This is a genomic window from Xylanimonas oleitrophica (assembly GCF_003244315.1).
Classification (GTDB): domain Bacteria; phylum Actinomycetota; class Actinomycetes; order Actinomycetales; family Cellulomonadaceae; genus Xylanimonas_A; species Xylanimonas_A oleitrophica.
In genome coordinates this window covers 40,821-66,868 of record NZ_QKWH01000012.1, presented here as the reverse complement: position 1 = coordinate 66,868, position 26,048 = coordinate 40,821, and the positions used below count along the sequence as shown (strand labels likewise).

The following is a 26,048-nucleotide window of genomic DNA, read 5'->3' as shown; positions in this document are numbered from 1 at the left end:
GGATGGTCCGGTGAGCACGGAACCCTGGTGGCGCCGCGCCGGGGCTGCGGTCGCCCGGGCGGCCCGCGCCGACGACCGGCGCGGAGACGTCGTGACGGCGGCGGTGACCTTCCTCCTCGGCGTCCTGACCCTCGTGGTGGGGCTCGTGGGCCTGTACCGCGACGCGCCCCAGGTGCCCCTGTGGTGGCACGCGGTGCTGCTGGCCGCGGGCTGCCTGCTCGTCGTGGTCAAGAGGCGCAGCCCGGTGCGGGCCCTGCTGGGTGGCGTGGTGCTCGTGGTGGTCGACCTGTGGTGGGGCGGCAGCGTGGCGCTCGTGCTGGTGCTGTGGGACCTGCTGCACGCCGCCGCGCTGTGGTCGGGCGAGGCCGCCCGCCGGGCGCTGTGGACGGTGGCGACCGGCCTCGTCGTCGTCGCCGCGGTGGTGGCCGTGGTGGCGACAGGTGACCCGCGCGAGCTCGTGTTCACCGCCCTGCAGCTCGGCGCCGTGCTGCTGACGCCGCTGTGGTGGGCCACCGACGTGCGCCGCAAGTCCGACATGGCGCGCCTGGAGCGGCAGCGCGCCGACCTCGCGGGGGAGCGGGCGCACCTGGCCGAGCAGCAGGCCGAGCTCGAGCGGCAGCGTGCCCGGGACCTGGAGCGGCTCGCGGAGGCGGAGCGGCACGAGGCGGTGCGTGCCGAGCGTGCGGCGATGGCGCGAGACCTGCACGACGTCGTGGCCGCACACCTGTCCACCATCGCCATCCACTCGGGGGCGGCCCTGGCGTCCCCGCCCGACGCTGCCCGCGACCGTGCGGCGCTCGAGCAGGTGCGGGCCGCCTCGGTGGCGTCCCTGGAGGAGATGCGTTCGATGATCCTGCTGCTGCGCTCGGAGCCGCGAGCCGCCGGGGCGTCCGGGGACGACGTCGCGGCCCCGCCGCGCCTGACCGGGCCCGGCGCGCTCGATTCGCTGGTCGGCCGGGCGACGGCCGCCGGCACGGCGGTCCGTGTGGAGGGGGCCGACGACGTCGTCGCCGCCACGCTGCCCGTCGCCGTCGACCAGGCGCTGCACCGCATCGCCGCCGAGGCGCTGACCAACGCCGTCAAGCACGCGCCCGGTGCGCCCGCGGTGCTGCGGCTGGCACGCCCCGGCACCGACGTCGAGCTGGAGGTGCGCAACGCCGCGCCCGACGGCGCCCCGCCGCAGGGCGAGGCGGCGCTGAGCGGCGGCACGGGGCTCCTGGGTATGCGGGAACGGGCCGAGGCGCTGGGCGGCGGGCTGGTGGCCGGGCCCGCGGCCGACGGCGGGTGGAGCGTGCGGGCCCGGATCCCGCTGCGGGTCCCGGCCGGGCGGGCGGCGTCGTGAGCACGCCACCGCAGGGGTCTGTCCCTGACGCTCCCGTCCCGGTCGGTGTCGGTGCACCGGCGCCCGAGCAGCCCGTCCGCGTGCTGGTCGCGGACGACCACGCGGCCATCCGGGCCGGCCTGCGCCTGCTGCTCGACGGCGCGGAGGGCGTCGTCGTGGTCGGTGAGGCCGCGGACGGCGCGGCGGCCGTCACGAACGCGCGGGCGCTGCGCCCCGACGTCGTGCTCATGGACGTGCGGATGCCCGGTACGGACGGCATCGCCGCGACGCGCGCGATCGTGGCGGACGGGCTGGCCGAGGTGCTGGTGCTCACCACGTTCGACCTGGACGAGCACGTGGACGAGGCGCTGCGCGCGGGCGCGGCCGGGTTCCTGCTCAAGTCCGCCGAGCCCGCGGCGCTGGTCGACGCCGTGCGGCGGGTCGCCGCGGGCGACGGCGTCCTCGCTCCCGAGGTGACGCGGCGGCTCATCCGCCAGCTCGCCCGAGGGCCGGCCGCGGGCGCCGGGCAGGTCCCCGAGCGGGGCACCACCGCCGTCGACCCCCGCCTCGAGGCGCTGACGCCCCGCGAGCGGGACGTGCTGGCGGCCCTCGGTCGGGGCCTGGCGAACGCCGCCGTGGCCGAGGAGCTCGTCATCACCGAGGCCACGGCCAAGACGCACGTCTCGCGGGTGCTGGCCAAGCTGGGCGTCACCTCCCGGGTGCAGGCGGCGATCGTGGCGCGCGAGGCAGGCCTGGCCTGAGCCCCGGCGCCAGACGGGTGCAGCTTAGGGCCTGTCTCGCAGGCCGGGGTGCGGCAGGAACCGGTTGACGAGCACCTGCTGCCCGGCCGACCACAGCGCGGACACCGCCCAGTAGAGGACCACGCCCACCGGCAGGTGCACCGCGGTCACCGCGAGCACCACGGGCAGCACCCACGTCATCGAGCGCATCGCCGACTCCATCGACTCCGCCAGGGGCCCGTCCGGCGTGGTGGCGGGGCGGTTGCGCAGCGCGAGCCGCTGGGTGAGCCGCTGCGCTGCGGCCATGACCACCACGAGCACGACGCAGAACGCGAGGGCGGCCCCGCCGTCGACGGTCAGCAGCGTCCCGGAGAGCGGGGCCCCGGCGATCTGGGCGGCGTCGGCCTGCCGCACGAGGACGGCGTCGAGCGCCCCCACCGACTCGTGGCGAGGGATGCCGCTGAGGGTGGCGTAGAGCGCGAAGAGCACGGGCGCCTGGAGCAGCGCGGGCAGGCAGCCGGCGAGCGGGCGGGCGCCGGCGGACCGCATCACCTGCTGCTGCTCCTCGCGCGCGGCCAGGAGCGACGCGCGGTCGGTGCGGCCCTGGTACTTGCGGCGGATCCGCTGGAGCTCCGGCTGGAGGGCGCTCATGGCGTGCCCGGCGCGCACCTGGCGCACCACGAGCGGCACGAGCAGCAGGCGGACGGCGACGACCAGCCCCACGATCGCCAGCGCCCACGCGGGCCCGCCCGCCGGGTCGAGACCGGTGGAGGTGGCGAGGTCGTGACAGCGGACGAGCACCCAGGCGACGGCCTGGCGCAGGGGCAGCAGCGGGGCCGCGACGGTGGAGACGAACGAGTCGGCGGCGATCGGGGCGGTGGACGGGGCGGGGAAGAGCAGGGGGGCGATGTGCACGGGGGACTCCGGGAGCCGAGGGGACGGGACGCGTGTTCCCGTGCGCGGCCACAGCCGCCGACCGCGCCTGCGGCGTCGGTGGTGGCGGCGTGGAGCCTGGGCGTGGTGCCCGGTCGCCGAGGGCGGCCGGGGTCAGCGGGCGCACGGGAGCGACGTCGCTCCCGGTGCGCGCGGCCGTGGGCGGCCTGGCGTGGTGGGGTCGTGCTGGCGCGACGGCGGCGGGGCCACGGCCTGGGGCGCCACCCGTGGCGCGGTGGCCACGAGCAGGACGGCGAGGGCGAGCGACGCGAGCAGCCCGACGGCGGTGGCGGTCACGGCCGAGGCGGCGGCTCCCAGCAGGAGGGCCAGGGTGCCGTGCGCAGAACCCAGCGGCGTGGCTGCCAGGACGACGAGCGCCAGCGCGCCGAGGGTCGGGACCAGCGCGACGGCGCGGGCCGAGGCGACGGCGGTCAGCCGTCGGCGGGGGCGCGCGCTCGTCGTCGTGCTCGGCACGTGGTCCACCTCCTCCTGGCCCGTCTGGTGCTCACGCTACCTGCCAGAGCGGCCGTGGCCGTCGCCCAGGGCGGCCGCGGCGTCGGTCGCGGGGTCCTGGCGGCCGGCCCGTGGCCGCGTCGTCCACCGGAGGAGGACCCGCCCTGGCCGGTCGGCGGTCGAAGGCCGTGGCGCCCGGACGCGCCCGTCCGCGGCTGGGTGGGGGGACACTGGGTCACAGCAATGTCTGCTGAGACGAGGAGTCCTAAGTGCCCCAGGGAACTGTCCGATGGTTCGACGCCGACCGAGGGTTCGGTTTCATCGACCTCGGGAACGAGGCCGAGGACCTCTTCGTGCACGCGTCCGAGATCGTCGGTGACGACGGGCCGAGGGTGCTCCGGGAGGGGCAGGCCGTCGAGTTCGAGGTCGGAGAGGGTGACCGTGGCCCGCAGGCGCGTCGCGTCCGCGTCACGGGCGACCGGGCGCCCGACGCGTCCCTGGGTGTGCTCGGCACCGTCTCCTGGTACGAGCCGGCCAAGGGGTACGGCTTCGTCATGCCCGACGGCGGTCGTGCCGAGGTCTTCGTGCACTCCTCGGCCATCGTCGGGGGCGGTGTGGTCTCGGAGGGCCAGCGGGTGGCGTTCCTCGTCGTCGACGGGGAGAAGGGGCCGCAGGCGGACCACCTGCTGCCTCTCGGGGCCCAGGCCGCGCGACCGGTGTCGGACGGCGCGGACGGCACGGTGTCCTGGTACGACGGCACCAAGGGCTTCGGGTTCGTCGCTCCCGACTCGGGCGGCGAGGACGTCTTCGTCCACGTCAGCGCGCTCGGCCCCGGGCTGACGGAGCTCTCCGAGGGGGCCCGTGTGACGTACGAGGTCGTCGACGGCGACAGGGGCCCGACGGCTCGCGACGTGCGGCTCGTGCGCGGCTCCGGGGGCGGGCGCGCCGCTGCGGACCGTGGCCGGTCGAGCCGGCCCGGCGCGTCCGGCGGGGCGGTGCGCGGAGGGGAGGGCACCGTCGCCCGCTACGACGCGGAGCGCGGTTTCGGGTTCATCACCCCTGACGCCGGCGGCGCCGACCTGTTCGTGCACGTGTCGGTGGTCCGGGACGAGGAGGTCCTGGAGGAGGGCGACCGGGTCCGCTTCAAGGTGCGGCAGAGCGACCGAGGGCCGCAGGCGGACAGCGTCGAGCTGCTGTGAGGCCGGAATAGGTGGGCCGTCGGTCAAGTTGAGTCAGGCAGGCTCAACTTTGGCCGCGCGGACTTGCCGCAGCGCAGCGCCCGACCTAGGTTGAGCGGAGCAGACTCAACCCGCACCACCGGAGGAAGCAACCATGGCTCGAGCAGTCGGTATCGACCTCGGCACCACCAACTCGGTCGTCGCCGTCCTGGAGGGTGGCGAGCCCACCGTCATCGCCAACGCCGAGGGGTCGCGCACGACGCCGTCCGTCGTCGCGTTCTCCAAGACGGGCGAGGTCCTGGTCGGCGAGGTCGCCAAGCGCCAGGCCGTCACCAACGTCGACCGCACCATCTCCTCGGTCAAGCGCCACATGGGCACCGACTGGAAGCAGGAGATCGACGACAAGAACTACACGCCGCAGGAGATCAGCGCCCGCATCCTCGGCAAGCTCAAGCGCGACGCCGAGGAGTACCTGGGCGAGCCCGTCACCGACGCGGTCATCACCGTCCCGGCCTACTTCAACGACGCCGAGCGCCAGGCCACGAAGGACGCCGGCCAGATCGCCGGCCTCAACGTGCTGCGCATCGTCAACGAGCCCACCGCAGCCGCCCTGGCCTACGGCCTCGACAAGGGCAAGGAGGACGAGCTGATCCTCGTCTTCGACCTGGGTGGCGGCACGTTCGACGTCTCGCTCCTCGAGGTCGGCAAGGACGAGTCCGACGGCTTCGCCACCATCCAGGTGCGCGCCACCTCCGGTGACAACCGCCTGGGCGGCGACGACTGGGACCACCGGATCGTCGAGCACCTCATCCAGCAGGTGAAGAACCAGTCCGGCGTGGACCTGTCCAAGGACAAGATCGCGCTGCAGCGTCTGCGCGAGGCCGCCGAGCAGGCCAAGAAGGAGCTCTCCTCGGCCACCTCGACGAACATCTCGATGCAGTACCTGTCGATGTCCGAGAACGGCCCCATCCACCTGGACGAGAAGCTCACGCGCGCCCAGTTCCAGCAGATGACGCAGGACCTGCTCGACCGCACCAAGGAGCCGTTCCACAACGTCATCCGCGACGCCGGCATCTCGGTCTCCGACATCGACCACGTCGTGCTGGTCGGTGGCTCGACCCGCATGCCCGCCGTCGCCGACGTCGTGCGCGAGCTCACCGGGGGCAAGGAGCCCAACAAGGGCGTCAACCCCGACGAGGTCGTGGCCGTCGGTGCCGCGCTGCAGGCCGGTGTCATCCGCGGCGACCGCAAGGACGTCCTGCTGATCGACGTCACCCCGCTGTCGCTCGGCATCGAGACCAAGGGCGGCGTGATGACCAAGCTCATCGAGCGCAACACGGCCATCCCCACCAAGCGCTCCGAGATCTTCTCCACGGCGGAGGACAACCAGCCCTCGGTGGCGATCCAGGTGTTCCAGGGCGAGCGCGAGTTCACGCGCGACAACAAGCCGCTGGGCACGTTCGAGCTGACCGGCATCGCGCCCGCCCCGCGCGGCGTCCCCCAGATCGAGGTCACCTTCGACATCGACGCGAACGGCATCGTGCACGTGTCCGCCAAGGACCGCGGCACGGGCAAGGAGCAGTCGATGACCATCACGGGTGGCTCGGCCATCCCGAAGGAGGACATCGACCGGATGATCAAGGACGCCGAGGCGCACGCCGCCGAGGACAAGCGCCGCCGCGAGGAGGCCGACACGCGCAACCAGGCCGAGGCGTTCGCGTACTCGATGGAGAAGCAGATCGCGGACAACCGCGACAAGCTCCCCGCCGACGTCGTGACCGAGGTCGAGGGCGACATCGCCGCCGTGAAGTCCGCGCTCGAGGGCGAGGACGCGGAGGCGGTCAAGACGGCCTACGAGAAGCTGGGCGTCTCGTCCCAGAAGATCGGCCAGGCGCTGTACGCGCAGGGCGAGCAGGGCGCCGCGGGCGACACCGGTGCCGGCACCGCGGGTGCGGGCACCGACACCCCGACGTCGGACGACGACGTCGTGGACGCCGAGATCGTCGACGACGAGGACGAGCGCAAGTGACGGACGAGCCGCAGGGCACGCCGGAGCCGGAGGGCTCCGACAAGCCCTTCCAGTTCACGGACAAGCGCAAGGTGGACCCCACCTCGGGCACCGCTCGCGAGAGCGCGCCCGAGGGCGGGGCCGCCGAGCCGGGCGGGGAGGCCGCCGCCGACCCGCTGGCCGCTCTCGACTTCGAGCCCGAGGGCGAGACTGCCGAGCTGGCCAAGGCCAAGGCCGAGGCCGCCGAGCACCTCGACGCGCTCCAGCGCGAGCGGGCGTCGTTCACGAACTACCGCAACCGGGCGCTGCGCGACCAGGAGGCCGCGCGTACCCGGGGCGTGCAGGACGTGCTGACGAGCCTGCTGCCCGTGCTGGACGACATCGAGCGCGCGAAGCAGCACGGGGATCTGAGCGGGCCCATGGCCGCCATCGCGGAGAAGCTGGACGCCTCCCTGGCCAGGTTCGGGGTGGAGCGGTTCGGTGTGGTGGGCGAGGAGTTCGACCCCACCGTCCACGAGGCGCTCATGCACCGCGCCGACGCCGAGGCGACCGCAGCGACGGTCGAGCTCGTCGTCGAGCCGGGCTACCGCATCGGCGAGAAGGTCGTCCGGGCTGCCCGCGTCGGGGTCGTCGGGCCGGAGTAGTCGTGGTCGAGGTGGGGCTTCAGGTCTCGTGAGCGAGAGCCGATCGAGCTTGCGAGCGGATCGTTCGAGCAAGTGAGACCTGAAGCCCCGCCCTGCACGCCCAGTGGATCGAGAAGGGAGGCGTCGTGACCGGTCAGGACTGGATCGAGAAGGACTTCTACGCCGCGCTCGGCGTCCCCAAGGACGCGGACGACGCGGCCATCAAGAAGGCGTACCGGAAGCTGGCCCGCCAGTACCACCCCGACCAGAACCAGGGTGACGCCAAGGCGGAGGCCCGGTTCAAGGAGATCGGCGAGGCGTACGCCGTGCTGTCCGACCCGGAGCAGCGCAAGCAGTACGACGCGCTGCGGGCGATGGCCGGTGGCGGGGCGCGCTTCACCGCCGGGGGCACCGGTGGCGGCGCGGGCGGGTTCGAGGACATCTTCGGAGCCATGTTCGGCGGGGGAGCGCCCGGCGGGGCGCAGGGCGGTCCGCGCGTGCGCTACTCCACCGGTGGTGCGGGCGCCGGGGCCGGCGGCGGGTTCGAGGACATCCTCGGCTCGATGTTCGGCGGCGCGGGAGCCGGCGGCTTCGGCGGCCGCCGTGCGGGCTTCGCCACGCCGGAGCAGGGCGCCGACCTCGCTGCGGAGACCACGCTGTCGTTCCGTACCGCGGTCGAGGGAGCCACCGTCGAGCTGATGGTGGACGGCAAGAAGGTCACCACGCGCATCCCCGCGGGCGTCAACGACGGCCAGAAGCTGCGCATCCGTGGCAAGGGGCGCCCCGGCGTCGGCGGCGGTGCCGCCGGCGACCTCGTGCTCACGGTGCACGTCGAGAAGCACCCCGTGTTCTCGTTGTCGGGACGCGACCTGCGGGTCACGGTGCCGGTCACGTTCGGCGAGGCCGCCCTGGGGGCTCAGGTCGAGGTGCCGACGCTCTCTGGCGATACGGTGCGGGTCAAGGTTCCGGCGGGGACGCCGTCGGGCCGCGTGCTGCGCGTCAAGGGCCGTGGCGTGGCCACCTCCAAGGGCGCGGGCGACCTGCTCGTGACCGTGCAGGTGGTGGTGCCGCAGAAGCTGAGCCGCAAGGCCAAGGAAGCGCTCGAGGCTTTCGTGGCGGAGAGCGACCGCGAGGACGTCCGCGCGGACCTGGTGGCCCGCGCGGCGCAGGGCTGACACGCTCGAGGTGACGGCTCTGCGGGCCTGACGGGACGAGGAGCTGACGCGCTGCTGACGGCAGGCGGGAGGAGGCTGCGATGAACGACGACGCACCGGTGCTGACCGTGTCGCAGGCCGCCGCGATGGCGGGCATGCACCCTCAGACGCTGCGCCAGTACGACCGGCTCGGGCTGGTCACGCCCCGCCGCACGGTGGGGCGGGGCCGGCGCTACTCGCGCAACGACGTGGCGCGGCTGCTCGAGGTGCAGCGCCTGGCGCAGGGCGAGGGCATCAACCTGGCCGGCATCAAGCGGATCATGGACCTCGAGCGCCAGGTCAGCGTGCTCGAGCAGCGGCTGGCCGAGCTGCTGGCCTTCCAGACCGAGCGGGTCGAGGCCGAGCGACGCGTCTTCGCGGCGGGCACGGCGGGTGACGTCGTCGTGGTGCCGCGGGGGCGGCGCGTGCGCAGCGCCGAGCTGCGGGTCGACGTCGAGCGCCGGCCCGGAGGGGGAGCGCTCGTGCTGTGGCGGCCTCACCGGCAGTCACGCCGCGACTGAATTACCGCGACGGCATTCTTTCCTATATCTGGAAAGGCAGACCTCAGTTTCTCGCGTGGTTTCTCTTTTCTGGCGAGCCTGCTTTTCTGCGCCTATTCTCGTCGTGTCCGTGAGGCACGTCGAGGAGGGGCCATGAGCTCGCTGACGGAGATGTCGCAGCCCCGGACGCACCAACGGCGGCCGCCCCGCAGGGGAGCGGCCGCCGTTCGCGTCCGGGAGGCTCGGTCAGCGGCTCAGCTGTGCGAGCAGCTCCACGGCGTCGGCGTGGGAGGCCGGCAGCTTCTCCACCCACACGCGGGTGGGGCGGCGCATGACCTCCGAGAGCCCCAGGATCTCGGCGTTCTTCTCGATCACGCGGCGCAGCGTCTGCGCCAGCTGCGGGGTTCCCTGGCCGCGCGGGCACAGCACCGCGTACAGGCCGTCGGTCAGCACACCCATCGGGTGGCCGTCGCCGAACACCTGGTCCAGGGTGCGGCCCACGGTGGCCGAGCGGGCCATGCGGCGCCAGGCGTCCAGGTCGTCGAGCGCGACGTCGAGCACCACGAGGCAGTGGGTCTCCGGCACGTCGGCGCCCGAGCGCAGGGCCTCGCCGTACGTCTCGCGCAGGCGCTCGCCCAGGTAGTCGGCCGTGGGCAGGCCGGTCGCGGGGTCGCGCACCGCCGAGTGCACGGGCAGGGACTCGTGCCCCTCGACCCAGCCCACGGACAGAGCGCGCAGCGCCTGAGGGTCGGCGGAGCGGCCGAGGGCCCGGTACAGGCAGCTCAGGTCGTCCAGGGACTCCCCGATGCCGACGCCGGCCGCACCGCGCGCGGCACCGAGCCGCTGCGCCGCCGCATCGGGCGTGCGGTCCTCGCTGACGGCCTCGACGAGAGCGTCCACGGCGGGGTGGTACCAGTCGCCAGGGCGCAGCCACACCTCGGCCAGGCTCGTGGCGCGCCATTGTTCGCGCAGGTCAGCGGCGTGTGGCACACCGGCTGCGAACCGGCTCACGATAGGTTCTCCCCCATGGACGTCCATCATTCCGCAGGAATGGGCCGCCAGGCACCCCCAGAAGGGCTCCGAAACCGGCTTTCACCCCCGGTGACCGGGTGACTTCAGCGTATAGTGAACGCGCGCCTCAGGGGAACGGGGGGCGCCAGCCACGCCAGGAACGGCAGGGGTCGTGACAGACGTCTACATCGACTCGGGTGACCAGCTCCCCGGTCCGAGTGACGCGGAGCTCATCCTCGAGGTGCGCAGCGGCGACCTCGACGCCTACGGGGCTCTGTACGAGCGGCACGCTGCCGCTGCACGTCGCCTCGCACGCCAGTACGTGCAGGGTGCGGCCGACGCCGAGGACGTCGTGGCGGACGCCTTCGCCCGCGTGCTGCGCGTGCTCCAGCAGGGCGGCGGCCCGGACCAGATGTTCCGCGCCTACCTGTTCACCGTGGTCAAGAACGTGGCCGTCGAGGTCTCCAAGGGCCACCAGCGCACCACGGTCACCGACGACCAGACCACGTTCGAGGCGGCCCTGCGCGCCGGTGCGCAGTCCGAGGACCCGGCCGTCCAGGGCTTCGAGCGCACCGTGGTCTCCCGCGCCTACCGCGACCTGCCCGAGCGGTGGCAGGCCGTGCTCTGGTACACCGAGGTCGAGGGGTACACCCCCGCCCAGATCGCCCCCATCCTGGGGTTGTCGCCCAACGGCGTCTCCGCCCTCGCCTACCGTGCGCGCGAGGGCCTGCGGGTCGGCTACCTGCAGCAGCACCTGACGCAGTCGTCCGCCGACGGGTGCCGCACCGTCAACCCGCTGCTCGGCGGGTACGTGCGCGGCAGCCTCGCCAAGCGGGAGATCGGCAAGGTCGACGCCCACCTGAAGACGTGCGGCGACTGCCGCACCCTCGTGATCGAGCTGTCTGACGTCGCGCACGGCATGCGCGCCGTCGTCGCCCCGCTGGTGCTCGGCGCCGTCGGCATGGCCGTGCTCGGCGCGCTGCCCGTCGGGCTCGTCGCGGCCGCCGGTGCGGGGACGACGGCGGCTGCCGCTGCGGGGACGACGACCGCGGCTGCCGCTGCGGGCGCCGGCACCACCGGGGCCGCCGCCACCGCCGGAGCGACCGGTGCCGCGGGCGCGGGTGCCACGGCAGGCACCGCGACCGTCGGAGCCGCGGCAGGCTCGACGGCGGCGGGCGCGGCCGGTGCCGGTGCGGCGGCCGGTGCCGGCGCGGCAGGCGCGGCCGGGACGACGGCCGGTGCTGCCGGTGCCGCCGCGGGGGCGAGCGCTGCCGCCGGCTCGGCTGCCGCAGGCTCCGCCGTCGCCTCCTCGGTCGTGGCCACCGCTGCCGGTGCGGGCGCCGTCGTGGGCGGGACCGGCGTCGTCGCCGCCGCGGGGGCGGTGGCGGTCGCCGCCGTCGGTGTGGTCACCGTGCTGCAGGCGATGGGCCCGGCCGCCTCCGCCCCGCCGGCGCGTGAGCCCGTCTCCGCCACCGCTCCCGCGGCGCCCGGGCGGGGCGCGGTGCTGGCACAGCCGGCCGAGGAGTTCGCCGACCCGACCTCCCCGGCCAACACCGTGCTCGCCCCGCCCGCGGTCCTGGACGTGACGCCGCCCGCCAAGCTCTACGTGCAGCCCGTCACCACCCAGGTGCTCGAGCCGCGGGTCCCCCAGCGGGTGGTGCTGACCGTGGTCAACGACGGCGGCCGGCCGGCCCTGGGCGCCAAGGCGCGGTTCGAGCTGGAGGACGGCCTCGACCCGGCGCTGCCGACGTCCCGGGGCGGGATGACCTCGCCGTCCGGCTCGTTGCCGCTCTCGGCGGACTCGCTGCGCTGCGCCGTCCCGGCGGACGACCAGCGCTCGGTGGTCTGCGAGCTCGGTGACATCCCGGTGGGCGGCACGCGCACCGCCGCGTTCGACGTCGTCGCCCACAACGGGGGGCAGTACGCCATCGACGGCGAGGTGTGGGCCCAGGGCGTGAAGAAGACGCCGGTCGACGTGCCGCCCGCCGCCGTCGACCTCTTCGGCGCCGAGCTCACCGCGCGCCTGGGCGCCGTCGAGGCGCTGCAGAACCCGGGGGCCGCGCTCGTGCCCCTGGCGGTGAGCAACACCGGCGACCGGCTCGCCACCGCCGGCTGGAGCGTCGAGACCGTCCTGCCCGAGGGCCTGGCCCTGGCCGGAGCCGAGGGCGACCTCGGGTGCGCCCCGGCCGAGACTCCCGGCAGCATCACCTGCGCCCCGCGCGAGGACGTCGAGCTCGCCCCCGGCGAGGCGCTCGGCACGCAGCTGCGCGTGGTGGCCACCGCGACCGAGGCCGTGGGCCGCCAGGTCCTGCGGGCAGTGCCGCGTGCCGCCGACGACGTGCACGTCGTCTCCGGCAGCGGCGCCGTGACCGTGGAGCCGCTGTGGCAGGGCGTCGTGCCCGAGAGCAGCACCCTGCAGGCCCGGTGCGCGGCCACCGGTGGCGTCGGCCAGGCGGACGCCGTGGTGGTGGGCCGCTACACCAACGGCACCGGGCGCGTGGTCACCGTGCGTCTCGACGCCGCGGGCAGCAGCTCGATCACGCAGACCCTCAAGCCGGGCGAGGCGCGCACTTTCCGTGTGCACGACGGGCTGCGGGTGCCCGGCGGCAGCGGTACCTGGGTGGTCGGCACGACCGTCGCCGGGACGCCCTACACGACCACCGTCCCCGCCGGCACCTTCGGCGCCCAGGAGTGCTACGCGCCGTCGTGGGACGTGACGCCGTCCGTGCGCGCCGAGAACGTGGGCGGGCAGGTCCGCCTCGTCGGCACCCTCGTCAACCACGGCGACGAGGCGCTGCAGGTGAGCGTGCGCACCGGGGCGTTCGCCACCGAGCGCACCACCGTGGCCGCCGGAGGGACGGGCACGGTCGCCATCGACACCGGTGAGCGCCGCGTCGGCTCCGGGTCGCTCACGTTCGACCTCTCCCGCTGGGTGGTGGACGCCGACGGCGACGAGCCCACCGCCCGCGCCAGGCCGGAGCAGTCACCCACCGCGCGGTTCGACGACGTCGTCATCGCCCCGGCGCTCGACCGGTTCGGGCCCGAGGGTCGGTTCCTGGCGGGATGCGTCTACGACCCGGCCACCGAGGTCTCCACGCGGACGGCCCGCGTGCCGCTCGACAACCGCGCCTCGACCCTGCCCGCACGGTTCACCGTGGCCGGCACCACCACCGAGGTGGCGGCCGGCGAGCGCACCGTGGTCACCGTCCCGGTGAAGTTCGGGACGCGCACGCTCGACGTCCTCGCCGACGGCCGCAAGGTGGGCACGCTCGACGTCAGCTTCGCCGGCTGCGCCAGCCTCACCTGGCCGGACGCCGTGCAGGTCTCCGTGCTCGCCGAGTGCAGCCCGACGGGCACCCCGCAGGCCACCGTCACGATCACCAACACCGGCGACCGTGCCTACGACGCCCGGGTCGCTCTGCGCGACCGGACCTGGAGCGAGCGCGTCACCGTCGCCGCCGGGGAGTCGCGCACCGTCTCCCTCGGGCTCGGTCACTGGCTGCGTGCCCGTGGCGGCCCCGCCACCGTGGAGCTCAGCCGGGCCGTCGAAGGGCGCACCCTGACGCGGACCGCCACGGTGCAGTACAACGCCGTCAGCTGTGTCGTCGTCGCGCCTGACGCCCGCGTCGAGCTCGGCGAGGTGGCCGTGGCCACGAGCAAGGGGGCGTCGTCCTCCTCGCGGCCCGCCGGGCTGGTCCTCGACAACACGCGGTCGAACGTCGCCGTCTGGTTTACCGTGGAGGGCGCTACCGAGACGTCGCGTCTGGTGCCCGCCGGCGGAGCGTTCACCGTGGACCTCGGGTCCGTCAGCGGCCGTGACGGTGCCCAGTACACCGTCCGCGCCGACGGCTGGAGCACCGACCTGACGATCGAGCCGTTCACGGGTGCGGCCGCCGGCTGGTGCTCGCCCGCCTGGGACGCCGCCACCGAGGCTCGCGACGGGTACGCCGTCGGGGACACGGTGCGCTGGGGCTGGAGCACCTACCGGTACGTGGGTCCGCCGGCCGCGGCACCCGCCGCCGGCACGCTCGCCCCCGCAGAGAAGGACGCCGACGGCAAGGGCGCTGACACCGCGCCGGAGGCGCCGGCAGCACCCGCCGCGCCGAGCACCCCCGCCGACCGTCCGTCGTCGTCCAGCAGGTCCGACGACGCCCGCACCGCGGGTGGCGGTGGCGACGCCGCGCACGACAGCAGCGGCAGCGCAGGCGGTGCCGGCAGCCGCGGCTCGGGCAACGACGGCTGGGGCCGCTCGCACGGGTGGGGCAACGGCTGGTTCGGCAGCTCGCTCGGCGGCAGCGGTGGTGGTGCCGGACGCGCCGTCGTCGGGGCGATCCCGCCGTACGGGTCCTGGCTCGCCGTGCCGCCCCGCAGCTCCGAGTGGGAGCTCGTCGGAGCGTGCGAGCCCCGCTGAGGGTGCGCCGAGGCGCGGCCCAGCCTGGCGCCGCGCCTCGGAGCATGACGAAGGCCGACGACGGAGATCCGTCGTCGGCCTTCGTCACACGGTCCGGGGCTCTCCCGCGCTGCCGCGCGGGGACCGGTCAGACGATGCCGTAGAGGCGGTCGCCCGCGTCGCCCAGACCCGGGACGATGTACTTCTTCTCGTTGAGGCGCTCGTCCACCGAGGCGACGACGACCTGGACGTCGACACGCTCGCCCACGGCCTGCTCGACGACCTCGAGACCCTCCGGCGCGGCCAGCAGGCACACGCACGTGACGTCCCGGGCGCCGCGCTGCAGCACGTAGTCGATCGCGGCCACGAGGGTGCCGCCGGTGGCGAGCATCGGGTCCAGGAGGAACACCTGGCGGTCCGTCAGGTCGTCGGGCAGGCGGTTGGCGTACGTGACGGCCTCGTAGGTGGTCTCGTCGCGCTGGAGGCCCAGGAACCCGACCTCGGCCGTGGGCAGCAGGCGCGTCATGCCGTCGAGCATGCCGAGGCCCGCGCGCAGGATCGGGATGACGATGGGGTTCGGGTCCGAGAGCTTGACGCCCGTGGTGGTGGTGACCGGCGTCTCGATCTCGTGCGGCTCGATCCGCACGTCCCGCGTCGCCTCGTACGCCAGGAGCGTGACGAGCTCGTCGACGAGCTGCCGGAACGTGGCGGAGGGCGTGTTCTTGTCACGCAGGACGGTGAGCTTGTGTGCCACGAGGGGGTGGTCGGCGACGTGCAGGCGCATGCCATCACGGTACCGGTCGGCGATGGGCCGGACGCGGGGAACCGGCGCCCGGGCGCTGTGAGTTAGCCCGCGACCGGGTGCGTGCGGGGGCCGGTTAGCCTGGCGCTGTGACGAACCACGCCGAGCCGCGGGGCCTCGCGCTGCCGTGGCCCGACGGCGCCTTCCCGCCCGCCACGCTGCCCGAGCGTCAGCAGGTGTGGGAGGCCCTCATGGGCATGGCGCTCCACGAGGCCACCCACGCCCTGGCCACCGGCGACGTGCCGGTGGGGGCGCTGGTGGTCGACGCGGCCGGCCGGCTCGTGGGCCTGGGCCGCAACCGGCGCGAGGAGACGGGCGACCCGACGGCGCACGCCGAGGTGCTCGCGCTGCGCCAGGCCGCGGCGACCCGGGGTGAGTGGCGGCTCGAGGGTTGCACGCTCGTGGTGACCCTGGAGCCGTGCGTCATGTGCGCGGGGGCGCTGCTGGCCTCGCGCGTTCGCCGGGTGGTGCTGGGTGCGTGGGACCCCAAGGCGGGGGCGACCGGGTCGGTGTGGGACCTGGTGCGCGACCGTCGTTCGAACCACGAGGTCGAGGTGGTGGGCGGTGTCCGCGAGGACGAGTGCGGCGCCCTGCTGCGCGGCTTCTTCGAGGGGCACCGCTGACCTGGTGACGCGGTCCCCGGGGAGCCGCGCACGGCGAGGGGGCGCCCGTGCTCAGAGGGCCGCGACGCGGACGCCGAAGACCTCACGCAGCGCCCGCCGGGCAGCGTGCCAGCCGGCCATCCCGTGCACGCCGGGACCGGGCGGGGTCGACGACGAGCACAGGTACACCCCGCCCGCGGCGGCGTACGGGTCGATCCGGGGCGTAGGCCGGGCGATCATCTGCCACATCGTCACGGCGCCGGCGGCGATGTCCCCGCCCACGTAGTTGGCGTTGTGCTCCGCCATGCGCGCGGCGGGCACGCAGCGGGAGGCCACGACGACGTCGCGGAACCCCGGTGCGAACCGTTCGATCTGCGCGGTGACGGCCTCGGTGACGTCGACGTCGGACCCGGCGGGCACGTGCGCGTACGTCCACAGGGGCCGCAGCCCCTCTGTCTCGCGCCCCGGGTCGACGACGGTGGGGTCGCTGACCAGGACGACGGGCCGCTCGGCGTGCCGGCCGGCGTGGACCTGCGCCTCGGCCTGCCGCATCTGCGCCCGTGTGCCGCCCAGGTGCAGGGTGCCGGCCTGGGCCACCGTGCCGTCGTGGTCAGGGTCTGACCAGGGCACGGGACCGGAGAGCACGAAGTCCACCTTGGCCGCGCCGTCGCCGTGGCGGAACCGCTCCAGCGCCTGGCGGGTGGCCGCGGGCACGGCGTCGCCGACGACGTCGAGCAGCGTGGCCGGCGTCGTGTCGAAGAGGTAGGCGCGGGCGGCGGGCAGGTCTGCGCGCGAGCGGACCCGGTGCCCGGTGAGGACGACTCCGCCACGCGCCTCGAGATCGGCCCGCAGCGCGGCGGTGATGGTGCCGGTGCCGCCGCGCGGCAGCGGCCAGCCGCCGTCGGCTCCCGACGCCGGCCCGGCGCCCTGGGGTTGCGGCCCGGCGTGGGCCAGCCCCGCGAGCAGGAGAGCGGTGCCCGCCGCCGCGAGGGACGGCATCGGCGTGATGGTGTGCGCGGCCACACCGGTGAGCAGGGCGGGCGCGGCGTCGTCGGACCACCGCAGGTCCCACGCCGGGGTGCCCTGCTCGAGGACGCCGAGGCCGAAGCGCGCCGCCCCCAGCAGCGCGCCGGGGGAGCCGAGGCCCGGGGGCAGGGAGCGCTTGTCGCCCAGCGCGGCGGCGGCCACGGCCTCCCAGTGCCGTACCGGGGCACCGAGCAGCGAGCGCCACGCCGGGCCGTCGGGCCCCAGCGCCTCGACAGTGCGGTCCAGGGAGCGGTAGGCGACGGCGGCGGGCCGCCCGTCCAGCGGCTGCGCGAACGACACCTCCGGGGTGAGCAGCTCGACGCCGTGGGCGGCGAGGTCGAACGCCCGGAAGAACGGGGAGGCCCACGCCATCGGGTGCACGGCCGAGCACACGTCGTGCACGACGCCGGGTGCGAGGCCGAGGTCCTGGGTGCGGGCGCCTCCGCCCACGGTCTCCTCCGCCTCGAGCACGGTGACCCGCAGGCCCGCTCGCGCGAGGGTGACGGCCGCGGCCAGCCCGTTGGGGCCGGAGCCGACGACGATCGCGTCCTCCATGCGTCCTCCGTACGTCGTCGCAGGTCAGGGACCGCTCGGGTGCCCGGGTGAAGTTCCATCCAACCACTCGTCAGGGGGCAGCGGCAGCCTGGCGGATGCTGCTAGGTTCTCGCAGCCGCCGTGACCTGCGGCTCGAGGAGACGACCATGTCGCAGAGCTCCACCCCCGTTCCCGCTGCGCCCGCTCCGGTGCGCGACGACGGCGGCGCGGCCGAGCGTCGCCGTGCACGCCGTGTCACCTACGGCAGCGTGGCCCTGCTGCTCGTGGTCGCCGTCGCGCAGGTCGAGCTGTGGCCGCTCACCTCGTTCCGGCTGTTCAGCCACGTGCGCACGGGAGAGGGGCAGACGCTGCGCCTGGTGGCGACGGCGCCGGACGGCCAGGTGGTGCCGGTGCCCGTGGGTGCCCGTTCGGGCGGTTCGACCGCCCACCGGCTCAAGGACCTGGCCGGGGCCGAGCCGGAGGCGGCGCGCGAGATGGTCGACGGCTGGCTCGAGCTCGCCGGCGTGGACCCTGCCGACGTGCGGACCGTACGGCTGGAACGGGAGCTGTGGGAGCTGGACCCGGTGACGCTCGAGCGCCGGACGGTGGCGGTCACGGTGCTCGTGGAGGTGGAGCGGTGACCGGTGCGGGCCCCGTGGTCGGGCCGGGACCGTCGCTCCCTGCGGTCCGGGGCCGGGCGGGGAGGCTCGTGCCTCCCGGTGGGCCGGCGCTGTGGCTGCACCGGCTCGACGCCCGCCTGGTCGCGCCCGCGCCCGCCTGGCGGGCCCGCTGGGTGCACGCGCTGGTGGCCGCCGTCGTCGGGCTCCGCCTCGCCACGCGGGACTGGACCACCATCGCCGACCGGCCGGCCGGTCTGCGCGTGCACGCCAACCTCGTCGGATGGGTGCCGGACCTGCCTGCCGGGGGGCTGCTGGCCCTGCAGGTGCTCGGCATCGTGGCCGCGGTGCTGGCCGTCGCGCGGGTGTGGCCCCGGGCTGCCTTCGCCGTCGCGTGGGCGTGCTACCTGGTGCTGGCCGGGCTGTGGGGCAGCTCGGGCAAGGTGCTGCACAACGACGTCCTGACGGTCACGGTGGGGTTCGTGCTCCTGTTCGCCGCGGTGCCGGCGCGGAGCGTGCCGGGCGGCGACCGGGACGTGCGGTGGGGCTGGCCGCCACGTGCCGCGCTCGCGGTGCTCGGCGTCGTCTACTTCCTCACGGGCGCCCAGAAGCTGCGGCACAGCGGCATCGAGTGGGCGCTCAGCGACAACATGTCGTGGATCCTGCGAGAGGGCACGTCACCGTTCGGACCCGGCCTGACGCACGCGATCGCAGACGCCCCGCTGCTGCCACAGCTCCTGGCGAGCGGAGCACTGCTGCTCGAGCTCACCGCACCCGTGCTCCTGGCGGTGCGGTGGACCAGGGTGCCGTTCGCGCTCGCCGTGGCCGCGATGCACACCAGCATCTGGGCGTGCCTGGGGCTCGACTACTCCGCATGGGTGCTCACCGCCGCAGCCGTGGCCGTGCCGGCCGGGCTGCCGATGGGCCTGGCCTGCAGGTGGCGGCACCGGGTCCTGCCCGGCGCGCGGCGGAGCCACGCTCCGTCCGGCGACGGTGCGACGGCTAGCGGGTCAGCAGGTCCACCAGCGCCGTGAGCGTCTCGGTGACCCCTGCCTCCACCTTCACGGTCGCGAGCGGGTCGCCGCGCGTCTCACCACGGTTAACGATGACGATCGGCTTGCCCGTCTTCGCCGCGTGCCGCACGAACCGCAGGCCGCTCATCACCGTCAGCGACGTGCCCGCCACGAGCAGCGCACCGGCATCGTCCACCATGGCGTACGCCCGCTCCACCCGCTCCCGCGGCACCGACTCCCCGAAGTAGACGATCTCCGGCTTCAGCACCCCGCCGCAGAACTCGCACGGGGCGGGGTTGAAGTGGGACGTCTGCTCGATCACCGCGTCGGCGTCCGGGGCCACCTCGATGTCCGCCACCGTCAGACCGCCGGAGAGCACCTCTTCCAGGAAGTGGGGGTTCAGCTCGTCCAGCCGCTGCGCCAGGTGGGCGCGCGAGATCACGCGCCCGCACTGCAGGCAGATCACCCGGTCGTACCGCCCGTGCAGGTCGATCACCCGGCGTGAGCCCGCGTCCTCGTGCAGCAGGTCCACGTTCTGCGTGATCAGCCCCCGCAGGACGCCACGCTCCTCCAGGGTGGCCAACGCCCGGTGCCCCGCGTTCGGCTGCGTGCGGTCCACGTGCTGCCAGCCCACGTGGTTGCGCGCCCAGTAGTGCCGGCGGAACGCCTCGTCACCCACGAACTGCTGGTACGTCATCGGGTTGCGCGGCGGCGAGTCCGGGGAGCGGTAGTCCGGGATGCCCGAGTCCGTGGAGACGCCGGCACCCGTCAGAGCGGTGACCGTGCGGCCCCGCAGCACCTGCGCCGCGTCCTCCACCGTGCCACGGTGCACGACGGCGCCCTCCGGCAGCGACCACGTGCGCTGCTGGTACGAAGGGGTCTTGAAGATCGGGCTCGGCCGTGCCTCGGACTGCACCTCTTGAGCCTAGGTCGCCCACGAGGCGCTCGCGGGAGGCGCGGCTCACACCGTCCCCTGCCGTGGCGGGATTTGGGGCGGGCGGCGAGAGCCGGTATCCTCGGACGGCCGGTGCGAACCGGCGAGGTAGCGTGTCCGAGCGGCCTAAGGAGCACGCCTCGAAAGCGTGTGTGGGTGAAAGTCCACCGTGGGTTCAAATCCCACCGCTACCGCACCAGCCGGAGGGTCCCACTCGCAGAAGCCTGCGGGATGGGGCCCTTCGTCGTTGCGACCTCGCTCCGCCGGTCACCGTCGGAGCCGGAGAGGTCGGCGCTGCGAGGCCTCCTGGCTCGTAACGCCGCGCCCTCGTCCGGACATGGGACAGTCGTCAGGCACGCGCTCTTCGACTCGACGCACCGTGCACTCCTCGCCTACACCGTCCGCCGTGTCACCGACCCGGCCGACGCAGCCGACGTCGTGGTGGAGACGTTCCTGGTGGCGTGGCACCGCCTCGACGACCTACCCGTCGGCGCTGACGCGCGGCCTTGGCTGTTCGGCGTCGCCCGCCGGGTGCTGAGCAACTTCCACCGAGGAGAACGGCGTCGGATCGCCCCCCGCGGACAGGGGCCGAGCGCGACGCCGTCGCGCTCGACGAGGCGAACGCTGGTCTCGTGGACCGGCTGCGCACGGGCATCACCGAGCAGTGCCTGTCGCTGGCCGACGCTCGTGCCGTGGCCGATGGCGTGCTGGACGAGCTGGAGCTCGAGCCGTTCCCGACGACGTCGATCGTGGACGAGGCGGCGTACTGCTCCCGGCTCGACGTGATGATCGGCGGCAACGCCCAGGTGACGGTGTACGGGCCGCGCGCGGCGAAGGGCTGACGCCAGGAGGGCCGAGCGGCGGCACGAGCCGACCGCTCGGCCCTTCCCGCGTGACGAGGGCCTGTCACGCGATGAGCGACTGGCCTCCGTCGACGAAGATCTCGGTGCCGGTGACGTGGCTCGCGGCGTCGGACACGAGGTAGGCGATGGCGTCGGCGACCTGCGCGGCCACGCCGGGCTGGTCGCCGGTGAGGGGGATCTGCCCGTCCGGGTACTCGGCCTTGACGCCGAGGTTCTCGGTGTTGCGCTGCTCGGTGTTGTCGTCGATCTCGGTGTCGATGGCGCCGGGGCACACGGCGTTGACGCGCACGCCGCGGGGGCCGAGCTCGACGGCGGCCATGCGCGCGAACGCGACCTGCCCTGCCTTGCTGGTGGCGTAGGCCGACGCGCCGGAGTTGCTGAAGGTGCGGGTGCCGTTGATGGACGAGACGACGACCACCGCCCCACCCTGCCGCAGGAGCAGGGGCAGCGCGTGGTGGACGGTGTGGAAGGTGCCGGTGAGGTTGGTGGTGATGGTGCTGGACCACTCCTCGGGCTTCAGCTCCTCGAGCGGGGCCCAGACGCCGTTGACGCCGGCGTTGGCGACGACGACGTCGAGCCGGCCGAGCTCCTGCTCCACCTGGGCGATGACATCGCGGACGGCGTCGGAGTCGCCGACGTCCGCGGCGACGGGCAGCGCCGTGCCACCTGCGCGGCGGATCTCCTCGGCGACGTCGTCGGCGCTCTCCTGCCGGTGGCCGAGCGGCACCACCGTGGCGCCCTCGCGGGCGAGGCGCACCGCCGTCGCTCGTCCGATGCCTGATCCCGCGCCGGTGATCAGCGCGACCTTGCCTTCCAGCGTCATCGTGCTTCCTTCCGTGGTCGACGCGATCGACGCTAGCCACGGTGCCGGGGCCTCGCCCGCCGAGAGGCGGTGGCCGGGTCTGGGGGCGCAGGAGCCGGAAACGGGTGGTTCCGGGCCGCGCTCGATGGGACCGTTCCTTCATGAGCACGATCGACGACGTCATCTCCCTGGCCGCCGCCCACGGCCTGCACCTGGCCCGAGAGGGGGCGGTGCTCAACGAGGCGGGCCTGGACTACAGCGTCGTCCTGGCCACCAGCACCGATGACGGGACGCGTTGGGTGCTGCGCCGCCCGCGGCGCCCTGACGTCGCCGCGGGCATGGCCGCCGAGACCCGCACGCTCGACCTGGTCGGCCCGGTCCTGGCCGCCGAGGGGGTCGCGGTCCCGGACTGGCGGGTCCGCAGCCCGGAGCTGATCGCCTACCCGGCCCTGCCGGGTGCTCCTGGCCTCACCTTGTCCGAGGCGGGCGAGCCGGTGTGGCACATGGACCCGGCCAGCCCGGACTATGCGGCCCGGCTGGGCCGCCTCCTGGCTCGCCTGCACTCGATCACCCCGGAGCAGGCCGGGACGGCCGGGGTCGAGGTCCGCACGCCCGCGCAGGTGCGTCAGTCGTGGCGCGACGACGTCGCGAGGGTCTGTGAGGGGTTCGCCGTGGCGCCGGCCCTCACGGAGGCGTGGGAGTCGTGGTTGTCCGACGATTCCTGCTGGCCCGACCAGACCGTCATGACGCACGGCGAGATCTACCCCGCCCACGTCCTGCTCGGCGAGGACGGCACGTTCACGGGAGTCCTGGACTGGACCACCGCCCGTGTGGACGACCCGGCCCGTGACCTGTCCGCGCAGTACGGGGCGGCGGGCGAGGACATGCTGCAGGCGACCCTGGAGGCGTACGAGGCTGCGGGTGGGCGCGTGCACGCGGGCCTGGCGGCGCAGGCGAAGCACCTGTGGGACGCCGCACCGATCGGGTACGGGCTGTACGCCCTGACCACCCGCGCCGAGGCGGACATGGCGGCGGCAGCAGCGATGCTGGATCCCGAGGGCTGAACGGCCCTGGCCACCACGACTGCGGACGGGGCCGCACCGGGTGATGCTGGGCGGGCACGGCCGACGTGGAGGAGGTGCTGTGCCGAACCGCGTGAAGAACGCCTCTGTCGCGGCGCCTGACGAGTGGACGGACCCGGACGACCACGTGCGCGCCCCGGCGGGAGAGGTCCACGCCTGGGTCCCGGGCACCAACCAGACGGTGTGCGGTCTGCCGCTGGCGCGTGCGGGGCTGCGGCGCTTCCCGCACATCACCTGGGCCGACGTCCAGCCGGCGACCGGCGGGTACGCCGACCGCGTCACGGGTCTGTGCCGCAGGTGCGCGGCGGGCCTGGGGGCGCGCCGCGACGAGAAGCCCTGGTCGCGGCGCGACCCGCGTCCCTAGGAGCGGAGCGGCCGACCCTGTGCTCGGCCGCGCCCTCTCCCTTTTCACGTGTGCCGAGCGCCGGCGGGGCGTCGACGTCGCCGGTGTGCATTCACTCGTGTCACCTGCTCACGGCTCTGGTGACACCTTTCATGGGGTTGAGTGCCTGAGGCAGATTTTCACCCCCTGTCTCGGTGCCGTGCGTGCCCGGCTCACCTAACCTCGGCAGTCCAGGGGGTTGCTGAGGTGAAGCAAGAGAGTGCAGTGCTGCACGCGACGAACACGGCGCAACACGGGCCGGACGTCCACGCGCTCGTCGGGCGCGACCGCGAGCTGAGGGCGATCAGAGCATTCTTCGAGGGCTACGACCGGCGCACGCTGGCCGTGACCGGCCTGAGCGGCAGCGGCAAGACGGCCCTGGTCGTCCGCGCCGTCGCGCAGCTCGGCCGTGACGTCGCGACGCTGCGCATCTCCGGCGTCCGCTCCGGCCAGCCGCACGCTGAGCTGGTCCACGACGGCGTGACGGAGGACGTGCGGCTGCAGCCGCGCGTCCCGCGTCCCGAGCCAGGGCAGCCCGCAGGCCCCTACGTCGACAAGGTGCTGCGCCTCCTCGAGCGCGTGCCCGCCGACGGCGCCTCCACCCGCGTGCTGTTCGTCGACGACGTCTGCCAGGTGCACCCGGCAGAGCGCGAGGAGATCGTCGAGCTCGCCGAGGCCGTCCGCACCCGCGGCTGGCGCCTGGCCATCACCCTCGTGACGGCCGACGGGCTCTACGAGGACGAGGCGTTCGACGTCCTCGAGCTCGCGCCGCTCGATCGTCTCGACGTGCGCGAAGTCCTCGCGCGCTCCTCCGCACCGATGGTCGCGACCGACGTCGCCGACAGGGTGGCCCGGCTCGGCGGTGGCGTCCCCGGCATCGCCCTCGACATCGCCAAGAGCCTCGACGACGCCGAGATCCGCGGCGCCGAGGCGTGGCCCGCCCGCTGGGCGGTGCCACCAGCCGTGCGCCGCGCCTACCGTCCGCTCGTCGCCAGGCTCAGCCCTGAGCAGCTCACCACCCTCGCGGCGGTCGCCGGCGACGTCTCCCGCGGCGACGGCCGTGCGTGGATCGAGGTGGGCGCCCCCGGCGCCGAGGGCCTCGCGTCCCTCGGCATCGTCGTCCCGGACCGCGGGCGGTGGAGGCTGCGGCACCCCCTGGTCGCCCTCCTCGCCCAGGACCTGCTCCCCGGCGGACCCGCCGTGCTCGACATGCTCGACGCCGCACCCGAGCGCTGGTCTCTCGAGGCCGCGATCGCGGGCCTGCACCTGCGCGCCGTCGCCCGCGGCCTGGCCCGAGGGCCGGCGGGCGACCCGCGGCTGACGGCGCTCCGCTTCCAGGTGGCGCTGCTCAGCGGCCAGGTGGAGCAGCCCGGGGCCGCCGCCCCGGTGACGCCCGACGACGCTCACGGCGGCTCGTGGACCGACCTCGTGTGGTGGCACGATCCCGCTGCTGTGCCCGTCCCGGCCCGGCAGGCTGGCCGGCGTCTGGCGGAGAGGTTCCGGGCGCTCGAGCAGACCGGTGCGCTCGACGACGCAGCCGCCTTCCGTCTCGACATCGGCGCGGTCGCCACCACCGGCGACCTCGACGGCGTCGGGGTCCACCTCCTCGTCCGTGGGCTGCTGGCCCTCGGCCGCCCCACCGAGGCCAGCGCCCTCCTGGCCCGGTGCGCAGCACCCGGTGCCTCGACGGTCGTCGAGCGGGTGGCGCTCAGCCTCGCGTCGGCGATGGTGGCCACGGTCGAGGGCAGGTGCAGCGACGCCGGCGACCACCTCGACACGGTGACCCGGCTGCGGCCGGACACCGCGGACTGGCTGACCGTGCGGGGTCTGCGCGTGCTGCAGCGCGCCATCTACGGCGGCGAGGTGCCCACAGAGACCGTGCCCTCCCGGTCGGGGAGCTGGTCGCCGCGTGCCCTCGCCGAGTACGCCGTCGACCTCGGTGCCTCGCACCTGGCGCTCGCCCGGCTGGAGGATGCCGCGGGCTTCCTCACCCTCGCCCTGGAGCACTGCTCGTGGCCGTACCAGGGGCGCGTCCACGTCCGCGCCGACCTGGTCGAGGCGGTCACGGCGACGCGTGGAGATCCAGGAGGTGAGGGCAGGGGCGCGACCGGAGACCTGCGGCGGCGCAGCGGCATGCGGCACCTGCTCCCGCTCCTGGCGGACGAGATCAGCCGCGACGAGCTCACCACGCCGGGAGCCGTGGCGTCGCACGCCCGCACGCTCGCGGTGCTGGCCGACGGGGCCGACGCCGAGCGCTGGTTCGACAAGGCGCTCGACGCCAGCCACCCGCCGGCACCGACGCGCGTGCGCATCCAGACGCTCGTCTCCGCAGCCAGATCTCGGGCCGCGCACGACGCGGGTGCGGCCGAGGTCATGCTGGACGAGGCCAGGATGCTCACCCGTCTCTCCGGCAAGGTCGGTTGGCTGCCGTGGATCGAGGCCAGCAGGGAGCTGGTCGGGACGACGGAGCCCGCCCGCGGCTGGGACGCGCTGAGCAGGGACGAGCGGGAGCTCGTCGCGCTCGTCCTGGCGGGCACCACCAACGCGCAGATGGCCGCGCGCCTGTTCCTCTCGGAGCGGACGGTCGTCAACCGGCTGCGGCACGTCTACGCCGCGCTGCGGGTGCGTGACCGCCGCGACCTGGTGCGCATCGCCGAGGAGGACCCGCCCGCCTGGCTCGGCTGAGCGTCTCTGGCAGCACTGCAGGGCCCGACCCCCACCGGGGGTCGGGCCCTGCGTCGTACGCAGACCGGTTGCCCTCCTGTGCCCTCGGGTGCCTTCCCGTTGCTCGCTCGCTGCCCGCCGGGTGCGCGGGCGTGCGCGGCCCCTGCGCCGACGCGTCCCACCGGTGCGTCCCGGCGTACCGGACCGCCCGGAATGCTGCGTTCCCATTCCCGGAAATTCCTTCGCGTGCATTCCTGGAAAGGCGCACGCACCTTCTCCGGAATCGCGTGACTCAGGCGCCTCGCGCGCCTTCTCCTAAGGCGACACCGGGTCCGCTCCACGCATTCGTGGAGAAGCCCCGCCTCATGCAGGCGATC

Annotated in this window: 22 protein-coding genes, 1 tRNA gene and 1 pseudogene; 17 read left to right on the top strand and 7 right to left on the bottom strand. The window is 74.7% G+C overall.

All coding sequences use genetic code 11. From position 1 onward, the window contains the following. The first annotated feature begins 10 nt into the window (after nt 1–10). Together DNL40_RS13190 and DNL40_RS13185 are read left to right on the top strand one after the other, a co-directional pair. Nucleotides 11–1,342: a sensor histidine kinase gene (locus DNL40_RS13190; protein WP_111251718.1), complete on the top strand. Its 1,332-nt coding sequence runs from the start codon at nt 11–13 to the stop codon at nt 1,340–1,342. An 80-nt stretch (nt 1,343–1,422) separates the two neighbouring features. Continuing rightward, nucleotides 1,423–2,082 carry a response regulator gene (locus DNL40_RS13185; RefSeq protein WP_245885916.1) on the top strand — a complete coding sequence of 220 codons (660 nt, stop codon included), beginning with the start codon at nt 1,423–1,425 and terminating at the stop codon, nt 2,080–2,082. A gap of 24 nt (nt 2,083–2,106) precedes the next feature. On the opposite strand, the gene yidC is transcribed toward DNL40_RS13185, so the two are convergent. Beyond that, nucleotides 2,107–2,976, bottom strand: a complete 870-nt coding sequence (yidC, locus tag DNL40_RS13180) for a membrane protein insertase YidC (protein ID WP_179951081.1) — start codon at nt 2,974–2,976, stop codon at nt 2,107–2,109. 132 nt (nt 2,977–3,108) lie between these two features. After that, entirely contained in the window at nt 3,109–3,468 is a 360-nt protein-coding gene (locus DNL40_RS13175) for a hypothetical protein (RefSeq protein ID WP_218926070.1), read from the bottom strand. A gap of 248 nt (nt 3,469–3,716) precedes the next feature. Between DNL40_RS13175 and DNL40_RS16915 the strand changes: the two genes are divergently transcribed. The 5 genes from DNL40_RS16915 to DNL40_RS13150 all read left to right on the top strand — a co-directional run bounded on the left by DNL40_RS16915 (nt 3,717) and on the right by DNL40_RS13150 (nt 8,970). Beyond that, entirely contained in the window at nt 3,717–4,646 is a 930-nt protein-coding gene (locus DNL40_RS16915) for a cold-shock protein (protein ID WP_111251716.1), read from the top strand. A 133-nt stretch (nt 4,647–4,779) separates the two neighbouring features. Continuing rightward, nucleotides 4,780–6,654, top strand: coding sequence for a molecular chaperone DnaK (gene dnaK, locus DNL40_RS13165; protein WP_111251715.1), 1,875 nt, complete (start codon nt 4,780–4,782; stop codon nt 6,652–6,654). After that, on the top strand, nt 6,651–7,277 hold the full coding sequence (gene grpE, locus DNL40_RS13160) for a nucleotide exchange factor GrpE (RefSeq protein ID WP_111251714.1): 627 nt from the start codon (nt 6,651–6,653) through the stop codon (nt 7,275–7,277). The genes dnaK and grpE overlap by 4 nt, the downstream gene beginning before the upstream one ends. A gap of 125 nt (nt 7,278–7,402) precedes the next feature. Beyond that, a complete protein-coding gene (locus DNL40_RS13155; protein WP_111251713.1) occupies nt 7,403–8,431 on the top strand; it encodes a DnaJ C-terminal domain-containing protein in 1,029 nt (342 codons plus the stop codon). Nucleotides 8,432–8,511: 80 nt separating this feature from the next. After that, nucleotides 8,512–8,970 carry a heat shock protein transcriptional repressor HspR gene (locus DNL40_RS13150; RefSeq protein WP_111251712.1) on the top strand — a complete coding sequence of 153 codons (459 nt, stop codon included), beginning with the start codon at nt 8,512–8,514 and terminating at the stop codon, nt 8,968–8,970. Nucleotides 8,971–9,195: 225 nt separating this feature from the next. Here the strand turns inward: DNL40_RS13150 and DNL40_RS13145 are convergent, their stop codons facing one another. Beyond that, a complete protein-coding gene (locus DNL40_RS13145) occupies nt 9,196–9,960 on the bottom strand; it encodes a hypothetical protein (protein ID WP_245885915.1) in 765 nt (254 codons plus the stop codon). A 172-nt stretch (nt 9,961–10,132) separates the two neighbouring features. Between DNL40_RS13145 and DNL40_RS13140 the strand changes: the two genes are divergently transcribed. Further along, a complete protein-coding gene (locus tag DNL40_RS13140) occupies nt 10,133–14,371 on the top strand; it encodes a sigma-70 family RNA polymerase sigma factor (protein WP_111251711.1) in 4,239 nt (1,412 codons plus the stop codon). A gap of 127 nt (nt 14,372–14,498) precedes the next feature. On the opposite strand, the gene upp is transcribed toward DNL40_RS13140, so the two are convergent. Continuing rightward, nucleotides 14,499–15,134: a uracil phosphoribosyltransferase gene (upp, locus tag DNL40_RS13135; protein ID WP_111251710.1), complete on the bottom strand. Its 636-nt coding sequence runs from the start codon at nt 15,132–15,134 to the stop codon at nt 14,499–14,501. Between the two features lie 209 nt (nt 15,135–15,343). Between upp and DNL40_RS13130 the strand changes: the two genes are divergently transcribed. Beyond that, nucleotides 15,344–15,775 carry a nucleoside deaminase gene (locus DNL40_RS13130; protein ID WP_111251759.1) on the top strand — a complete coding sequence of 144 codons (432 nt, stop codon included), beginning with the start codon at nt 15,344–15,346 and terminating at the stop codon, nt 15,773–15,775. 51 nt (nt 15,776–15,826) lie between these two features. Here the strand turns inward: DNL40_RS13130 and DNL40_RS13125 are convergent, their stop codons facing one another. Next, complete coding sequence (locus tag DNL40_RS13125; protein WP_111251709.1) at nt 15,827–17,335, bottom strand: phytoene desaturase family protein; 1,509 nt, start codon at nt 17,333–17,335, stop codon at nt 15,827–15,829. 146 nt (nt 17,336–17,481) lie between these two features. Here DNL40_RS13125 and DNL40_RS13120 point away from each other — a divergent pair, with 146 nt between their 5' ends. Further along, the gene (locus DNL40_RS13120; protein WP_111251708.1) at nt 17,482–17,955 is read left to right on the top strand and encodes a hypothetical protein; all 474 of its coding nucleotides are present in this window, start codon (nt 17,482–17,484) and stop codon (nt 17,953–17,955) included. Beyond that, nucleotides 17,952–18,965 carry a hypothetical protein gene (locus tag DNL40_RS13115; RefSeq protein ID WP_179951080.1) on the top strand — a complete coding sequence of 338 codons (1,014 nt, stop codon included), beginning with the start codon at nt 17,952–17,954 and terminating at the stop codon, nt 18,963–18,965. Before DNL40_RS13120 ends, DNL40_RS13115 begins: the two co-directional genes overlap by 4 nt. Here DNL40_RS13115 and DNL40_RS13110 read toward each other — a convergent pair. Then, nucleotides 18,934–19,761 (bottom strand): NAD-dependent protein deacetylase, encoded by an 828-nt coding sequence (locus DNL40_RS13110; RefSeq protein WP_425450783.1) that lies wholly within the window; start codon nt 19,759–19,761, stop codon nt 18,934–18,936. The genes DNL40_RS13115 and DNL40_RS13110 overlap by 32 nt on opposite strands. Nucleotides 19,762–19,985: 224 nt before the next feature. Between DNL40_RS13110 and DNL40_RS13105 the strand changes: the two genes are divergently transcribed. From DNL40_RS13105 to DNL40_RS16815, 3 genes and pseudogenes are all read left to right on the top strand, one after another. Further along, nucleotides 19,986–20,072: transfer RNA gene (locus DNL40_RS13105), tRNA-Ser, on the top strand. A 37-nt stretch (nt 20,073–20,109) separates the two neighbouring features. Continuing rightward, nucleotides 20,110–20,433: pseudogene (locus DNL40_RS16820) on the top strand (RNA polymerase sigma factor); the annotation flags it as partial. A 77-nt stretch (nt 20,434–20,510) separates the two neighbouring features. Further along, nucleotides 20,511–20,720, top strand: coding sequence for a hypothetical protein (locus tag DNL40_RS16815; protein ID WP_245885930.1), 210 nt, complete (start codon nt 20,511–20,513; stop codon nt 20,718–20,720). Between the two features lie 64 nt (nt 20,721–20,784). On the opposite strand, the gene DNL40_RS13095 is transcribed toward DNL40_RS16815, so the two are convergent. Then, nucleotides 20,785–21,564, bottom strand: coding sequence for an SDR family oxidoreductase (locus DNL40_RS13095; RefSeq protein ID WP_111251706.1), 780 nt, complete (start codon nt 21,562–21,564; stop codon nt 20,785–20,787). Nucleotides 21,565–21,704: 140 nt separating this feature from the next. Between DNL40_RS13095 and DNL40_RS13090 the strand changes: the two genes are divergently transcribed. The 3 genes from DNL40_RS13090 to DNL40_RS13080 all read left to right on the top strand — a co-directional run bounded on the left by DNL40_RS13090 (nt 21,705) and on the right by DNL40_RS13080 (nt 25,692). After that, entirely contained in the window at nt 21,705–22,607 is a 903-nt protein-coding gene (locus DNL40_RS13090) for a macrolide 2'-phosphotransferase (protein WP_111251705.1), read from the top strand. A 79-nt stretch (nt 22,608–22,686) separates the two neighbouring features. Next, on the top strand, nt 22,687–22,989 hold the full coding sequence (locus DNL40_RS13085; protein WP_218926069.1) for a hypothetical protein: 303 nt from the start codon (nt 22,687–22,689) through the stop codon (nt 22,987–22,989). A gap of 243 nt (nt 22,990–23,232) precedes the next feature. Then, complete coding sequence (locus DNL40_RS13080) at nt 23,233–25,692, top strand: AAA family ATPase (protein WP_218926068.1); 2,460 nt, start codon at nt 23,233–23,235, stop codon at nt 25,690–25,692. Nucleotides 25,693–26,048 lie beyond the last annotated feature (356 nt).

Excerpts from the sequence above, each read along its gene's own strand:
- dnaK (WP_111251715.1), top strand. The coding sequence starts at position 4,780 with ATGGCTCGAGCAGTCGGTATCGACCTCGGCACCACCAACTCGGTCGTC.
- DNL40_RS13150 (WP_111251712.1), top strand. The coding sequence starts at position 8,512 with ATGAACGACGACGCACCGGTGCTGACCGTGTCGCAGGCCGCCGCGATG.
- upp (WP_111251710.1), bottom strand. The coding sequence starts at position 15,134 with ATGCGCCTGCACGTCGCCGACCACCCCCTCGTGGCACACAAGCTCACC.
- DNL40_RS13130 (WP_111251759.1), top strand. The coding sequence starts at position 15,344 with ATGGGCATGGCGCTCCACGAGGCCACCCACGCCCTGGCCACCGGCGAC.
- DNL40_RS13125 (WP_111251709.1), bottom strand. The coding sequence starts at position 17,335 with ATGGAGGACGCGATCGTCGTCGGCTCCGGCCCCAACGGGCTGGCCGCG.
- DNL40_RS13120 (WP_111251708.1), top strand. The coding sequence starts at position 17,482 with ATGTCGCAGAGCTCCACCCCCGTTCCCGCTGCGCCCGCTCCGGTGCGC.
- DNL40_RS13095 (WP_111251706.1), bottom strand. The coding sequence starts at position 21,564 with ATGACGCTGGAAGGCAAGGTCGCGCTGATCACCGGCGCGGGATCAGGC.
- DNL40_RS13090 (WP_111251705.1), top strand. The coding sequence starts at position 21,705 with ATGAGCACGATCGACGACGTCATCTCCCTGGCCGCCGCCCACGGCCTG.